The following is a 14493-nucleotide window of genomic DNA, read 5'->3' as shown; positions in this document are numbered from 1 at the left end:
ATGGAAATGCAGTTACGATCGGCCACGTTAGCGCTGCTGATTTGCAGCTGTTCCGCCGCCGCGGCAGAACTCAGCAGTCCTTCGCCGAGCCAGCTTATCAACACGCGCTTGTCTTACATGAAGGATGTGGCGGGCTATAAGGCGCAGCATCATCAGCCGATTGAAGATTTGGGTCAGGAGCGCAAGGTGCTGGACAAAGCCCTGGCGGAAGCGCGTCAGCTGGGCTTGGACGATGCCACGGTGCAGACGTTTATTCAGGCGCAGATGGATGTGGCGAAAGCGGTGCAGTATCGCTATCGCGCCGACTGGCTGGCGACGCCGGAGCCGCACTGGCAGCCGCTTCCGCTGGATGAGGTGCGCAAAAGCATTGGTTATTACAGCGACGCGATTCTGACGCAGCTTGCCGCGCAGTTGAAACAGGGCGCGACGCTGCAGGCACCGCAGAAGGCCGAATTTATGCGAGACATTCAGCAGCGCAACGTGTCGCCGCAGGATAAAGAGTTATTGTGGCGCACGCTCAGCGCGGTGACGTTACGGCGGCCGTGATGTTGCGCGGCGAGCGTGCCGTCGATCGCAGCAGGCCTGTCATTTTGCTGCTTCTTTTCCGGTCGCCATAAATGGCGAGCCTGCAAATCGGGTAATGACTTTACAGGGTGTGCAGTGATGCGGCCCCTGTAACATCATTCCAATTTCTGCTGAACGAGAGCTGTTACGCCACAAATGGCGACCCTGCAAAGTCACTGTCCGGTTTACAGGGTGCGCATTGATGCGCACCGGAACGTCATTCTTAAACCTCTCTCTGCAACGACCCCTTCCGCTCTGTGATTGCGTTCACAACTCTGCAACAGCAACTTGTATGGTAGTATTATTGCGCGTATTTTTTCGTCATTACTGTCCCGTTATTGCTGGTACGCCGCGCCTTCAGGCCACCAGCCAGGAGCTGATGATGAAAAGTGTGGTGATTGAACAACCGGGTGAACTGCTGCTGGCCGAGCGCGCGCTGCCGCAGCCCGCCGCTGATGAAGTGCGGGTAAAAGTGAAATTTGCCAGTATCTGTGGCTCTGACGTGCACATCTGGCACGGTCACAATCCGTTTGCCCGCTATCCGCGCGTGATCGGCCATGAGTTTTTCGGCGTGATTGACGCGGTCGGACAGGACGTCGATGCCAGCCGGCTGGGCGAGCGAGTCGCGGTCGATCCGGTGGTGAGCTGCGGCCACTGCTATCCCTGCTCCGTTGGCCGTCCCAATGTCTGTCAGTCGTTGCAGGTGATTGGCGTTCACCGCGACGGCGGCTTCAGCGAATATGCGGTGGCACCAGCAAAAAATGCCCATCGCCTGCCGGCGAGCATTCCCGACCAACTCGCCAGCTTGGTTGAGCCCTTCACCATTGCCGCTAACATCACGGCGTTCCTCAAACCGCAGCCACAGGATGTGGCGCTGATTTACGGTGCCGGTCCGATGGGGCTGACCGCCATTAAGGTGCTCAAAGGCGTGTACGGTGTACAGCAGGTGCTGGTGGTGGACCGCCTGCCGGAGCGGCTGGCGCTGGCGCAGCAAAACGGTGCCGATCGCCTGTATAACAACAGTGAGATCCCGCTGGCGGCGCAGCTGGAAGGCGTACAGCCGACGCTGATTATCGACGCCGCCTGCCATCCGGCGATCCTCGCCGAAGCGGCTGCGCTGGCCTCGCCGGCGGCGCGCGTTGGCCTGCTCGGGTTTTCTGCTGAGCCGTGCAGCCTGACGCAGCAGGCGTTGACCAGCAAAGAGCTGTCGCTGTTTACCTCGCGCCTGAACAGCAACCGCTTCCCGCAGGTGATTGCGTGGCTGGAACAGGGGCTGATCCAGCCGGAAAAACTGGTCACCCATTATTTCCCGCTGGCGCAGATCGAGCGCGCCATGACGCTGTTTGAACAAGACCCGCGCACCTGCTGCAAAGTGATCCTGCAAATGGATTGAGTGATGTGCCACACCAGATGTCCCTGATGCCGGTGCGTACCCGCCGGCCACAACAATAATCCCCTGCATAAATCAGGCGCAGCGCCGCGGTCATCAAGGTAATCTGCCCGTGACGATGCAGCCGAAGAAGAACAGGGAAACGGAGTTTCTATGCTGAAGAATTTACGCTGGACCCTCGTACTGCTGCTGTTCCTGGTTTATATGATCAACTACCTCGATCGTATTGCCCTGTCGCTCACCGTGCCGCTGGTGGAAAAAGATCTGATGATCAATGCCGAACAGTTCGGCCTGATTTTCGGCAACTTCTTCTTCGGCTACGCGCTGTTCAACTTTATTGGTGGCTTAGCCACCGATAAATTTGGCCCGACGATCGTGCTCGGCACCGCCGTCGGCATGTGGTCGCTGTTCTGCGGCATGACCGCGCTGGCGACCGGTTTCTGGTCGATGATGATTCTGCGCGTGCTGTTCGGTATGGCGGAAGGCCCGATTTGCGCCTCGGCCAACAAAGCTATCAACGGCTGGTTCCCGAAAAAGCAGGCTGCCACCGCCATGGGCCTGCTGAGTGCCGGTTCCCCGCTCGGCGGCGCGGTCGCCGGGCCGATTGTCGGCTACCTAGCGCTCTCCTTCGGCTGGCGTCCGGCGTTTGTGGTGATCTGCCTGATTGGCCTAGTGTGGATGGCGCTGTGGTTCTTCTTCGCCGCCGATAATCCGGCGCGCAGTAAGCACGTCTCTGCGCAGGAGCGCGCGCTGGTAGAGAAACTGAAAGCGGAAGAGCCGGCAGATATCATCGACACGGACGGCAAAGCGCACGGCATGGGCTACTATCTGCGTCAGCCGATTATCCTCGTCACCGCGTTCGCCTTCTTCTGCTACAACTACATTCTGTTCTTCTTCCTGAGCTGGTTCCCGGCCTATCTGGTGCAGGCGCACGGGCTGGATATCAAAGCCATGAGCATCACCACCATGATCCCGTGGATTGTCGGCTTCGTTGGCCTGGCGCTGGGCGGCTGGATATCCGATAAAATCTTTAATATCACCGGTAAGCTGCTGCTATCGCGCAAAATTGTGCTGGTGGTGTCGCTGCTGGCGGCAGCGATATGTGTGACGCTGGCGGGCACCATCAAAGAGGTGAATTCGGCGGTGATCATGATGTCGATCTCCATCTTCTTCCTTTACATCACCGGTGCCATTTACTGGGCGATTATTCAGGATGTGGTGCACAAGAGCCGCGTCGGCAGCATCAGCGGCTTTATCCACCTGATTGGCAGCCTGTCCGGCATTATCGGCCCGATCGTTACCGGTTTCATCGTGCAGCACACCGGCAAATTTGACAGCGCCTTTGTGCTGGCGGGCGTGGTGGCGGCACTTGGCGCGCTGCTGGTGCTGTTTGTGATTCGCAGCCCGAAAGCCAGCGACAAACCGGTCTCCGTTTAATCGAATGACTCTGCTGGGGCGCCGCGCGCCCCGTTTGCCACAAGGATTATGCATGTTACAACCCGATCGCCTTCCCGCTGACGTACAGCGCCCCAGTTACGACCGCAGCCAGCTGAAAACCCGCATGGTGTACATTAGTTTTGGTGCCTTTCACCGCGCCCATCAGGCGCTGGCCACTGACAAACTGGCGCAGCACGGCAGCGACTGGGGCTACTGCGAAGTGAATCTTAACAGCGGCGCGCTGATCGCCGCTCTGCGCCAGCAGGATTTGCTGTACAGCGTGACCGAAATGGCCGACGACAGCCTGCACACGCGCATTGTTGGCGTAATTACCCAGGCGCTGCACGCGAAAAGTGACGGTATTGAGGCGGTGATTGAAGCGATGAGCCAGCCGGAAATCGCCATCGTATCGATGACGGTCACGGAAAAAGGCTACTGTTCGCTGCCGTCGAGCGGCCAGCTCGACCTGACGCATCCGGACATCGTGCACGATGTGGCGCATCCTGACACGCCGCGCTCGCTGCCCGGCGTGATCCTGGCGGCGATTGAACGCCGTCGCCAGCGCGATCTGCCGCCGTTTAGCGTGATGTCGTGTGACAACATGCCGGAGAACGGCCACGTTACGCGTAATGTGATTACCCAGCTGGCGCAGCGCCGCAGCCCGGCGCTGGCGGATTACATTCAGACCTACCTAACCTTTCCCTCAACCATGGTGGATCGCATCGTACCGGCGATGACCGATGAGGCTTTCGCGACGCTGGAAGCGCGGCTGGGCAGTCGCGATCCGGTAGCGATGGAAGCCGAACCTTTTTTCCAGTGGGTGATTGAAGATAACTTCGTCAGCGGCCGCCCGGCGTGGGAACAGGTCGGTGCGGAGCTGGTGCGTGATGTGCTGCCGTACGAAGAGATGAAACTGCGCATGCTCAACGGCAGCCACTCGTTCCTAGCTTATCTCGGCTACCTGGCCGGTTATCCGCACATCAGCGATTGCATGGCCGATGCGAATTTTCGTCAGGCGGCGCGCGCGCTGATGCTGCAGGATCAGGCACCCACGCTGCGCACTCAGGATGTCGATTTGGTCGCCTATGCCGATTCGCTGATCGCCCGTTACGAAAACCGGGCGATTAAACATCGCACTTATCAAATCGCCACCGACGGCACGCAGAAGCTGCCGCAGCGCCTGCTGGATAGCGTGCGCTGGCATCTGCGTAACGGGACGGCCTGTGATTATCTGCTGCTGGGCGTAGCGGGTTGGATGCGCTATATCAGCGGCGTCGATGAGCAGGGCGCGGCGATTGAGATTCGCGATCCGCTCAACGCACAGCTGGCCAGCATTGTTGCCAACAGCGAGGAGGGTCCGCAGCGCGTTGAGGCCTTACTGCGCCTGCAGGCGGTGTTCGGCGACGACTTACGTTATCACTCGGCGTTTGTTACGCGGCTCACCGAGCTGTACCAGCCGCTGCGGCTTACCGGCGCGCGCGCCACGGTGCAGGAGCTGGTCACAGAAGGCTAAGCCGCCTGCACAAATGTGTAGCGCAGACGCAGCGTGCTGATTAGACTGACGCTTTCTAAGCGGGCTGGCGGCGGCCAGCCGTAATACGGATATTGCTGCATGTCGATTGCCTATACCATAACCACCAGCGAACCGGTAAATCAGCAGATTTATCGCTATCTGCGGAAGGATATCGTGACCTGCGTGATCCATCCAGGCTCGCTGCTGTCGGAGAAAGAAGTGTCGGCGCGCTTCAACGTGTCGCGGCAGCCGGTGCGGGAAGCCTTTATCAAACTGGCGGAAGCCGGCCTGATGCAGGTCCTGCCGCAGCGCGGCACCTTCGTGCGCAAAATCTCCGCCCAGCGCGTGGCCGATGGCCGTTTCATCCGTGAAGCGGTGGAGATCGCCGTGGTTCGCCGCGCCGCGCTGGAGATCGGTGCCACCGGACTGATGGCGCTGGAACACAATCTGCAGCTGCAGCGTCTGGCAGCGGAACGCCACGACACCCAGGCGTTTCTGGCGCTCGACGATGAGTTTCACCGTTTGATTGCCGAAGGCATTGACTGTCTGCTGGCGTGGGAGACGGTGGAGAACATTAAAGCGACGATGGACCGCGTGCGCTTTCTGACGCTGAGCGAAGTGTCGCCGCCGGAGAGCCTGATTCAACAGCACGAAGAGATATTTGCCGCGCTGAAAGCGCAAGATGCCGATGCTGCTGAGAAGGCGATGCGGCGACATCTGCAGGAGATTATTCTGACCATTACGCCGATTGCCGAGCGCAACAGCGAATGGTTTGAAGGGCCGTAGTGTTGTGCGGTGTGATGCGGTGCGGTGTGATGCCCTCACCCCGGCTCTCTCCGACTGGGAGAGGGAGTTGTTCCAGCAAGTCCTCAATGATTAACTCTCTGAAAAAACGCACATTTCTGTCCCCTCTCCCGCTTGCGGGAGAGGGTTAGGGTGAGGGGAAAAAACGCACCTCACACCATCAGGCAATCGTCACATCCTTCGCCAGATACACATCCTGCACCGCATTAATCAGCGCCACGCCCTCTTTCAGCGACTTCTTAAAAGCCTTGCGCCCGAGGATCAGCCCCATGCCGCCGGCGCGTTTATTGATCACCGCCGTACGCACCAACTCCGCCACATCGGTCGCACCGGCTGAAGCACCGCCGGAGTTAATCAGCCCGGCGCGGCCCATATAGCAGTTGGCCAGCTGGTAGCGCACCAGATCGATCGGATTCTCACTGGTCAGCTTGCTGTACACGCGCTCATCGGTGTGACCAAACTTCACTGCGTTATAGCCGCCGTTATTCTCCGCCATTTTCTGCTTCACAATGTCGGCACCAATGGTGGCCGCCAGATGGTTAGCCTGACCGGTTAAATCGGCGCTGGCGTGATAATCCACCCCATCCTTCTTGAAATCGTTGTTACGCAGATAGGCCCACAGCACCGGCACCATGCCCAGCTCGTGCGCGCGCTCGAAGGCCGCCGCGATCTCCTCGATCTGCCGGCGTGACTGCTCAGAACCAAAATAGATGGTGGCGCCGACCGCAACCGCGCCCATGTTGAACGCCTGCTCGACGCTGGCGTACAGCGTCTGGTCATACTGCGTGGGATAGCTCAGGGTTTCGTTATGGTTCAGCTTGACCATAAACGGGATGCGGTGCGCGTAGCGACGTGACACGGAGGCCAGCACGCCATAAGTTGACGCCACACAGTTACAGCCGGCTTCAATCGCCAGCTCGACGATATTCTTCGGGTCGAAATAGGCCGGATTGGCGGCGAACGAGGCGCCTGCATATTGCGCAGTACCGCAGGTGAACGATTGTTATCAATCATCACGCGATCGACATAATCCGCGTCCGGCAAATAAAGGCTGTCCGCTGGAATGGTCATGCAGCGATGTTGAAGAAGCGTATCCGCCTCTTTACCCAATAACTGTACGATGTCCGTCATGTTCGCTCCTGATAAATGGCTGGAAAAGAACCGGCACCTGCCGATTCGCCCCCACAGCTTGGACCGAAACGCGCCAGGCTGGCAAATTGCTGACTCCATTTTTCAGACGGATACGCAGTGAAAAAACGGCAATCTGGCGTTACGCCCTACCACCACTGATGGAAATGATGCACCGGCCCAATGCCGTGGCCGACCTCGAGCGAATCGGCGTGCAGCAGCGCCTGCTGCAGCCAGGCCTTGGCCTCCGCCACGGTGCCCGCCCAGTCTGCGTGGCGCGGTCGCAATGCCGCCAGCGCCGCCGACAGCGTGCAGCCGGTGCCGTGCGTATGACGGGTGTTAACGCGCGGCGCGGTAAAGCGCTGGCGGCCGGCGCGGGTGATCAGCCAGTCAGGGCTTTCCGCATCGCTGAGATGACCGCCCTTCATCATCACTGCTTCGCAGCCCAGTTCCAGCAGCGCATCGCCCTGCTGCAGCATACTCGCTTCGTCCTGCGCCATGCGGCAACCCAGCAGCGCCGCGGCTTCCGGCAGGTTGGGGGTGATCAGCGATACCTGCGGCAGCAGCAGTTCACGAATGCTTGCTACCGCATCGGGCGACAGCAGCGCATCGCTGCTTTTGGCGATCATCACCGTGTCCAGCACCACAAACGGCAGGCTGGCGCGTTTCAGCTTCTCTGCCACCACCTCAACGATCGCCGTCTCCGCCAGCATACCGATTTTGGCGGCGTCAATGCGCACGTCATCCAGCACCGAGTCGAGCTGCGCCGCGACAAATGCCGGTTCGATGCGATACACCGACTGCACGCCACGGGTGTTCTGTGCCACCAGCGCGGTAATCACGCTGGTGCCGTACGCGCCGAGCGCGGAAAAAGCTTTCAGATCGGCCTGGATACCCGCGCCGCCGCTGGGGTCGGTGCCGGCAATGGTCAGGGCATTGATGCGTTTCATGCCGCCACCTCCAGCGTCCATAGCGCATCCAGAAAAGCGGCGACGAAGCTACCCGGCCCTGCCACGCTGCGCGCGGCCTGCTCTCCGGCCAGTGACATTACGCGGCAGGCCGCTGCCACGTGCTGGATGCGCTCGCCCGGCAGGCTGCTGCACGCTGCGACTACTGCGGATAGCGCACAACCGGTGCCGACCACGCGCGTCATCAGCGGACTGCCGCCGGGAATCGCCAGCATCTGGCGACCATAGGTGACGTAATCGACTTCGCCGGTTACCGCAACGATAGTCGTGCAGCGTTGCGCCAGCTGCTGCGCGGCGTTCAGTGCAGCATCGGCATGATGCACGCTATCTACGCCGCGTCCGCCCGTGGCTTGGTTGGCTAAGGCGAGAATCTCTGAAGCGTTACCGCGAATGGCCGCCGGTCGCAGGCTCAGCAGGTGCTGACAGAACTCGGTGCGCAGGGTTAGCGCGCCTACCGCCACCGGATCGAGGATCCACGGTGTGCCGGCCTGGTTAGCGGCCTGTACCGCCGCCAGCATCGCATCACGACGCTCGCGAGTTAAGGTGCCAACGTTAATCAGCAGCGCATCGGCAAAACCGGCAAACTGCGCCGCTTCTGCGCTATCAATCACCATCGCGGGCGAAGCCTGCATTGCCAGCAGCACGTTGGCGGTAAAGGTTTGCACCACGTCGTTGGTCATACAGTGCACGAGCGGTGCCTGCTGCCGCAGCAGTTGCAGAGAGTGCGCGAGTTGCGCCGGGGAAAGATGGTCAGGCTGTGTCATAAGGCTCCCAACCGGCAATCAGGAAGGCGAATGCGGTCAGGCATCTGACTTCCCTACGCTGGCATTATCCAGATCAGGTAGTACGGGTATTTCTCAGCCTTCACAAAGAAGGGCACCCGAGTCATGCACGTCCGTGTCAGACGTGCTTTCACAGCATAAAGGGTCAGCTGAAGGTTGTAAATCCTGCGTCGGGTGCGCTTTTTTGCCGCACAACGATGAGCAAAAATACGTGCGCCATCAATTTTCGTGATTTTTTGTTCATCAGGAAAATATAAAGAAATCGACGGAGATCAATTTTCCAAAAAAACCTAAAATTCATCAGGATAGTTAATTTAATCTGCCGGGACAGTATGCGGGAAATAAACAGAAGAAAGCGCGCAACTTGATTAATATCAAACCGGCCGGCGGCGTAACGCGGCCTAATTCCCCTCCGGATTTGAAGACCGCTGTTTCACCTTCACCCGGAATCGCTAATGACTTTATTCAGTTTTCTTCCGCACGCGCATCACTGGCACAATATCACCATTTCCCGTCAAGGCGCCGTTGCCCCCGGCGGCCGTTACAGGTATTCCACGAACCTCGAAGCCGAATGCAAACGCTGCAGCGAGCGCATCCATAAAATTTATTATCGCGATATCAGCGATGAACAAGCGCGTCGCTGGCTGGGATAAAAAAAAGCCCCGCAACACAGGTTGCAGGGCGCTTGCGTGGCTATCGCAAAACTTATTCAGCCGGTTTGGTGCGGATCAGGTAATCAAACGCGCTCAGTGACGCTTTGGCCCCTTCCCCGCTGGCAATGATGATCTGCTTGTATGGCACTGTGGTGCAGTCGCCGGCGGCAAATACGCCTTTCAGGCTGGTTTCGCCTTTGGCGTCAATCAGGATCTCGCCCATGCGGTTGCGCTCTACTGCGCCTTCCAGCCAGTTGGTGTTGGGCAGCAGACCAATCTGTACGAAGATACCGCTCAGCGCCAGTTCGTGGCTGGTCTGGTTATTGCGGTCGATGTACGTCAGACCGGTAACTTTACTGCCGTCGCCTTTCACTTCGGTGGTCTGCGCGTTCAGGATCACATCAACGTTTTTCAGGCTGCGCAGTTTATCCTGCAGCACTTTATCAGCACGCATTTCGCTGGCGAACTCCAGCAGCGTGACGTGCTCGACAATACCGGCCAGATCGATGGCCGCTTCAACGCCGGAGTTACCGCCGCCGATCACCGCCGTGCGTTTGCCTTTAAACAGCGGGCCGTCACAGTGCGGGCAGTAGGTCACACCTTTAGTGCGATACTGCTCTTCACCCGGAACGCCCATGTTGCGCCAGCGTGCGCCGGTAGCAATGATGATGCTGCGTGATTTCAGCACCGCGCCGGAAGCGGTTTCGATGGCGTGCAGGCCGCCCTCTTTCGCTGCCGGAATCAGCTTGATGGCGCTCTGGGTGTCGATCACGTCAACGTCATAGTCATCAACGTGGGCACGCAGGGAACCGGCGAGCTTCGCCCCTTCGGTTTTCGGCACGGAGATGTAGTTTTCAATGTCAACGGTGTCCAGCACCTGGCCGCCAAAGCGCTCGCCCATCAGGCCGGTACGAATCCCTTTACGCGCGGAGTAGATGGCCGCCGCGGCGCCCGCCGGGCCGCTGCCGACGATCAGCACTTCATACGCATCACGCTTGTTCAGCTCTTCAGCCGCACGCTTATCCGCATTGGTGTCTACCTTACCGACGATTTCTGCCAGGCTCATGCGACCCTGACCGAACTCTTTACCGTTGAGGTAAACCGCCGGCACGCCCATGACGTTGCGCTCGGTGATCTCATTCTGGAACATGCCGCCGTCAATGGCGGTGTGACGAATGCGCGGGTTGAGCACCGCCATCAGGTTCAGTGCCTCTGTACCACGTCCGGACAGTTGTGGCACGACAAAGAGTAATAAGTTTCGAAATGCAGGTCGCTGTCCAGCGCAACAACCTGATCCAGCAGGCTCTGCGCCTCTTTTGACGGATGTCCACCGGTCTGCAGCAGTGCCAGCACCAGTGAGGTAAATTCGTGGCCCATTGGCGAACCGGCAAAGCGCGGACCGCTGTGGCTGCCTGGGTTAGGCTGTTTCCCTTAATCACCTGAGATATAGTAACTACCTGTTTCCACAACACACTGAACTATGGCTCGCTACGACCTTCCCGATGAAGCATGGACTATCATCCAGCCCTTATTACCTGCTGAACCAGCAACACCACGGGCCGGACGTCCATGGGCTGAACATCGTATGATCATCAACGGCATGTTCTGGGTGCTGTGTTCAGGCGCACCATGGCGCTATTTGCCTGAGCGATATGGCCCATGGAAGACCGTTTATAACCGTTTTAATCGATGGTCTAAATCGGGAGTGATTAACATTATTTTCAACAGGTTACTTTCTTCTCTTGATGCTCATGGTCTCGCTGACTGGTCCGCAACTGCGCTGGATGGCAGCAATATCCGGGCACTCAGGTGCGCCGCCGGGGCGCAAAAAAACATTCCGATATCGCCGGAGATAATGGGCTGGGTCGCTCTCGCGGTGGTTTTGGCACCAAAATCCATCTGGCGACAGACGGAAGCGGTCTGCCGTTAAATATCGTACTGAGTCCCGGTCAGGCTCACGAAAGCCAGTTTGCACAACGTCTTCTGGACGGTATTGGTGTTCAGCGCCGGAACGGCAGCATGAAGCGTCGTGGCCATGCAGTGCTGGCTGACAAAGCCTACTCCGGACAAAAGAATACCGCCGCATTGCCACACGTTATGACAAAACGGCGAGGAATTATCTGGCGATGGTGAAACTGGGACGCATCCGGCTGTTTTACAAAAGGTTATGTAATTAAGGGACACAGCCTAGTGGTGCTGCTGTTTCCCGTCGTGGCGCTGCTCGACTGGCTCTGGCTGCTGCCCGTGGTGCTACTGTTGCAGGGCATGGTCAATGCCATCCGCTTTTCGTCCATGAATACCCTGACGCTGAAAGAGCTGCCGGACGAGCTGGCCTCGAGCGGTAACAACCTGCTGTCGATGATTATGCAGCTGTCGATGAGTATCGGCGTCACCGTGGCCGGTCTGCTGCTCGGCGCTTTCGGCCACGGCGCGGTGAGCGACAGCGCCGCGACCCATCAAACCTTTATGTACACCTATTTGTGCATGGCGCTGGTCATTGCGCTGCCGGCGCTGGTGTTCTGGCGCGTACCCGCCGATGTGAGTAAAAACGTGGACCTGAGAGGCAGGAGAAAAGGATGAAGCAGCCGGTAAAACTCGGCATCAGCGCCAAACTGTTTATAGCAATTTTTTCCACCTGCATGCTGGTGATCATCACCATGCACTGGGGCGTGCGCCTCAGCTTTGAGCATGGCTTTGTCGATTACATCAAAAAGGGCAACGAGCAGCGCCTGACGCTGCTGAGCGATGCGCTGGCCGATCAATACGAATAGCACGGGAGCTGGGACTTTCTGCGTAACAACGATCGGCTGATTTTCACCATTCTGCGCTCGCTGGAACAGAAACCCGGTAGCGGCACTCAACTGCCGCCGCACGGCTGGCGCACCCAGTTCTGGATTATCGATCAGCAGTACAAAATATTGTCCGACCCGCGCTCGCCGGTGCCGCCAGAAGGCTCGCGCCGCAATATCACCACCAGCAACGGCAAGATTGTTGGCTGGGTGATTGCGTCGCCCGCCGAGCGACTGACGCGCAGCACCGATATCAACGTTGACCATCAGCAGCGCCAGACCAGCTGGCTGATTGTCGGCCTCACCACGCTGCTGGCCGCGCTGGTCACCTGGCTGCTGGCGCGCGGCCTGCTGGCGCCGGTGAAACGCCTGGTGGACGGCACCCATTAGCTGGCTGCGGGCAAATTTACCACCCGGGTGGAGGTCGGCAGCAGCGACGAAATTGGCCAGCTGGCGCGCTCGTTGGAGAAAAACGAGAGCAACCGGCGTGCCTTTATGGCCGATATTTCCCACGAGCTGCGTACGCCGCTGGCGATTTTACGCGGTGAGCTGGAGGCGATGCAGGATGGCGTGTGCAAGCTGACCCCCGACGCCATCAGTTCGCTGCAGAGCGAAGTCGCGCTGCTGACCCAGCTGGTGGAAGACCTGCACTAGTTATCGCTCTCCGACGCTGGCGCCCTCGCCTACCGCAAACAGCCGGTGGATCTGGTCAGTCTACTGGAGGTGGTGGCGGGCAGTTTTGGCGAACGCTATCGCAGCCGGGGGTTGATGCTCAGCCTGATACTGCCGGCGCAGGCCAGCAGCTTTGGCGATCCGGACCGGCTGATGCAGCTGTTTACTAACCTGCAGGAAAACAGCCTGCGCTACACCGATGCCGGCGGCACGGGGAAGCGGATGTTGGCCGCCTGCTGTAACCGCTTAGATTGATCTAGGTCAATTTACATCGGGAGTCGCCCTGCCTACAATTCCCCACCTTTTGCAGGGCCGCCTGACGCGGTCTATGCCGGCCAGCCGCGCTACAGCCTGCACGTGCGCAACAACGAATTCATTAATGAAAACCTCGCCAAAGGCATCAGCGAGGCGCACGCGCTCGGCAAGAAGTTTTACGTGGTGGTAAACATTGCCCCGCACAACGCCAAGCTGAAAACCTTTATCCGCGATCTGACGCCGGTCATCGAAATGCAGCCGGATGCGCTGATCATGTCCGATCCCGGCCTGATCATGCTGGTGCGCGAAGCCTTCCCGCAGATGCCGATTCACCTGTCGGTGCAGGCTAACGCGGTGAACTGGGCCACGGTGAAGTTCTGGCAGCAGATGGGGCTGACGCGCGTGATTCTGTCGCGCGAGCTGTCGCTGGAGGAGATCGCCGAAATTCGCCAGCAGGTACCGGAGATGGAGATCGAAATCTTTGTTCACGGCGCGCTGTGCATGGCCTACTCCGGCCGCTGCCTGCTCTCTGGCTATCTGAATAAGCGCGATCCCAATCAGGGCACCTGTACCAACGCCTGCCGCTGGGAATATAACGTGGCCGAAGGCCAGCAGGATGAGGTCGGCAACATTGTTGGCTTCCATCATCCGGTTGCGGTGCAGCCCGCGACGCTCGGCGTCGGTCAGCCCACCGACCGGGTATTCCTGCTGGAAGAGAAGATGAAGCCGGGCGAGGTGATGAGCGCGTTCGAAGATGAGCACGGTACCTACATCATGAACTCGAAAGATCTGCGCGCGGTGGCGCACGTCGAACGCCTGAGCCAGATGGGCGTGCATTCGCTGAAAATTGAAGGCCGCACCAAATCGTTCTACTACTGCGCGCGCACCGCGCAGGTGTACCGCCGCGCAATCGACGATGCGGCCGCCGGCAAACCTTTCGATCCGGCACTGCTGGAGACGCTGGAAGGGCTGGCGCACCGCGGCTGCACCGAAGGTTTTTTGCGTCGCCACACCCATGACAGCTATCAAAATTACGAGCAGGGTTTTTCCATTTCGGAGCGTCAGCAGTTTGTTGGTGAATTTACCGGTGAGCGGCGCGGTATGTGGGCGCAGGTGGCGGTGAAGAACAAGTTCATGCTGGGCGATAGCGTGGAGATCATGACGCCAGACGGGAATCTCAACTGCACGCTGCAGGCGATGCAGAATGACAAGGGTGCCGCGGTTGAAGTCGCTCCGGGAGATGGTCATCGCGTCTGGATCAGCGTGCCGGAGGGGGTCGATCTGGCTTATGCGCTGCTGCTGCGCAATTTTACCGACGGTAACAGCACTTACGATCCGCACGGTAAAAATCGCACTAAATGAAAAGAAAACGGCGAAGTTAGAACAGGGTCACAGACCGCCGCTTCGCCGCGCTTTAGAAGCGCGCCTACTGCTAACGAGTAACAACAAACAGCAGGTAGTACCAGGAACCACCTCATTCACCCGCCCGGCTCCCCCATGCGGGTTTTCTTTTTTCATTGTTCGCCGATAAAGTTCCC

General features: G+C 58.9%; 9 protein-coding genes, 5 pseudogenes and 1 riboswitch. Of the genes and pseudogenes, 10 read left to right on the top strand and 4 right to left on the bottom strand.

Annotation, left to right across the window (positions count from 1 at the left end):
• From AC6I8M_RS12210 to AC6I8M_RS12190, 5 genes are all read left to right on the top strand, one after another.
• The gene (locus tag AC6I8M_RS12210) at positions 1-546 is read left to right on the top strand and encodes a chorismate mutase (RefSeq protein ID WP_022547182.1); all 546 of its coding nucleotides are present in this window, start codon (positions 1-3) and stop codon (positions 544-546) included.
• Positions 547-946: 400 nt separating this feature from the next.
• On the top strand, positions 947-1957 hold the full coding sequence (locus AC6I8M_RS12205) for a Zn-dependent oxidoreductase (protein WP_022547183.1): 1011 nt from the start codon (positions 947-949) through the stop codon (positions 1955-1957).
• Positions 1958-2107: 150 nt separating this feature from the next.
• Positions 2108-3391, top strand: coding sequence for an MFS transporter (locus AC6I8M_RS12200; RefSeq protein WP_010616918.1), 1284 nt, complete (start codon positions 2108-2110; stop codon positions 3389-3391).
• A 52-nt stretch (positions 3392-3443) separates the two neighbouring features.
• Positions 3444-4904: a mannitol dehydrogenase family protein gene (locus AC6I8M_RS12195; RefSeq protein WP_010616917.1), complete on the top strand. Its 1461-nt coding sequence runs from the start codon at positions 3444-3446 to the stop codon at positions 4902-4904.
• A gap of 99 nt (positions 4905-5003) precedes the next feature.
• Complete coding sequence (locus tag AC6I8M_RS12190) at positions 5004-5690, top strand: GntR family transcriptional regulator (RefSeq protein ID WP_010616915.1); 687 nt, start codon at positions 5004-5006, stop codon at positions 5688-5690.
• Between the two features lie 178 nt (positions 5691-5868).
• Here AC6I8M_RS12190 and AC6I8M_RS12185 read toward each other — a convergent pair.
• From AC6I8M_RS12185 to thiM, 3 genes and pseudogenes are all read right to left on the bottom strand, one after another.
• Positions 5869-6839, bottom strand: a pseudogene (locus AC6I8M_RS12185) (class I fructose-bisphosphate aldolase).
• A gap of 146 nt (positions 6840-6985) precedes the next feature.
• Positions 6986-7786, bottom strand: coding sequence for a bifunctional hydroxymethylpyrimidine kinase/phosphomethylpyrimidine kinase (gene thiD / locus AC6I8M_RS12180; protein WP_010616913.1), 801 nt, complete (start codon positions 7784-7786; stop codon positions 6986-6988).
• Positions 7783-8568 carry a hydroxyethylthiazole kinase gene (gene thiM / locus AC6I8M_RS12175; protein ID WP_498013395.1) on the bottom strand — a complete coding sequence of 262 codons (786 nt, stop codon included), beginning with the start codon at positions 8566-8568 and terminating at the stop codon, positions 7783-7785. Before thiM ends, thiD begins: the two co-directional genes overlap by 4 nt.
• 33 nt (positions 8569-8601) lie before the next feature.
• Positions 8602-8697: riboswitch (TPP riboswitch) on the bottom strand.
• Positions 8698-9041: 344 nt separating this feature from the next.
• Here thiM and AC6I8M_RS12170 point away from each other — a divergent pair.
• Positions 9042-9239, top strand: coding sequence for a hypothetical protein (locus AC6I8M_RS12170; RefSeq protein WP_010616911.1), 198 nt, complete (start codon positions 9042-9044; stop codon positions 9237-9239).
• Positions 9240-9291: 52 nt separating this feature from the next.
• On the opposite strand, the pseudogene ahpF reads toward AC6I8M_RS12170, so the two are convergent.
• Positions 9292-10658, bottom strand: a pseudogene (gene ahpF, locus AC6I8M_RS12165) (alkyl hydroperoxide reductase subunit F); the annotation flags it as partial.
• A 61-nt stretch (positions 10659-10719) separates the two neighbouring features.
• On the opposite strand from ahpF, the pseudogene AC6I8M_RS12160 reads away from it, so the two are divergent.
• From AC6I8M_RS12160 to trhP, 4 genes and pseudogenes are all read left to right on the top strand, one after another.
• Positions 10720-11416, top strand: a pseudogene (locus AC6I8M_RS12160) (IS5 family transposase).
• A 7-nt stretch (positions 11417-11423) separates the two neighbouring features.
• A pseudogene (locus tag AC6I8M_RS12155) lies at positions 11424-11819 on the top strand (MFS transporter); the annotation flags it as partial.
• Positions 11816-12910 (top strand): annotated as a pseudogene (baeS, locus tag AC6I8M_RS12150) (envelope stress sensor histidine kinase BaeS); the annotation flags it as partial. The pseudogenes AC6I8M_RS12155 and baeS, both read left to right, overlap by 4 nt.
• A gap of 54 nt (positions 12911-12964) precedes the next feature.
• On the top strand, positions 12965-14317 hold the full coding sequence (gene trhP / locus AC6I8M_RS12145; protein WP_051588463.1) for a prephenate-dependent tRNA uridine(34) hydroxylase TrhP: 1353 nt from the start codon (positions 12965-12967) through the stop codon (positions 14315-14317).
• Positions 14318-14493: the final 176 nt, after the last annotated feature.

Source organism: Type-A symbiont of Plautia stali, from assembly GCF_059731155.1.
Note: the sequence above shows the minus strand (reverse complement) of the source record. Positions and strands in the feature narration are given on the sequence as shown.

What these genes read in the sequence shown, in the direction of transcription:
- AC6I8M_RS12210 (WP_022547182.1), top strand. Translation starts at nt 1, where the DNA reads ATGGAAATGCAGTTACGATCGGCCACGTTAGCGCTGCTGATTTGCAGC.
- AC6I8M_RS12205 (WP_022547183.1), top strand. Translation starts at nt 947, where the DNA reads ATGAAAAGTGTGGTGATTGAACAACCGGGTGAACTGCTGCTGGCCGAG.
- AC6I8M_RS12200 (WP_010616918.1), top strand. Translation starts at nt 2,108, where the DNA reads ATGCTGAAGAATTTACGCTGGACCCTCGTACTGCTGCTGTTCCTGGTT.
- AC6I8M_RS12195 (WP_010616917.1), top strand. Translation starts at nt 3,444, where the DNA reads ATGTTACAACCCGATCGCCTTCCCGCTGACGTACAGCGCCCCAGTTAC.
- AC6I8M_RS12190 (WP_010616915.1), top strand. Translation starts at nt 5,004, where the DNA reads ATGTCGATTGCCTATACCATAACCACCAGCGAACCGGTAAATCAGCAG.
- thiD (WP_010616913.1), bottom strand. Translation starts at nt 7,786, where the DNA reads ATGAAACGCATCAATGCCCTGACCATTGCCGGCACCGACCCCAGCGGC.
- thiM (WP_498013395.1), bottom strand. Translation starts at nt 8,568, where the DNA reads ATGACACAGCCTGACCATCTTTCCCCGGCGCAACTCGCGCACTCTCTG.
- AC6I8M_RS12170 (WP_010616911.1), top strand. Translation starts at nt 9,042, where the DNA reads ATGACTTTATTCAGTTTTCTTCCGCACGCGCATCACTGGCACAATATC.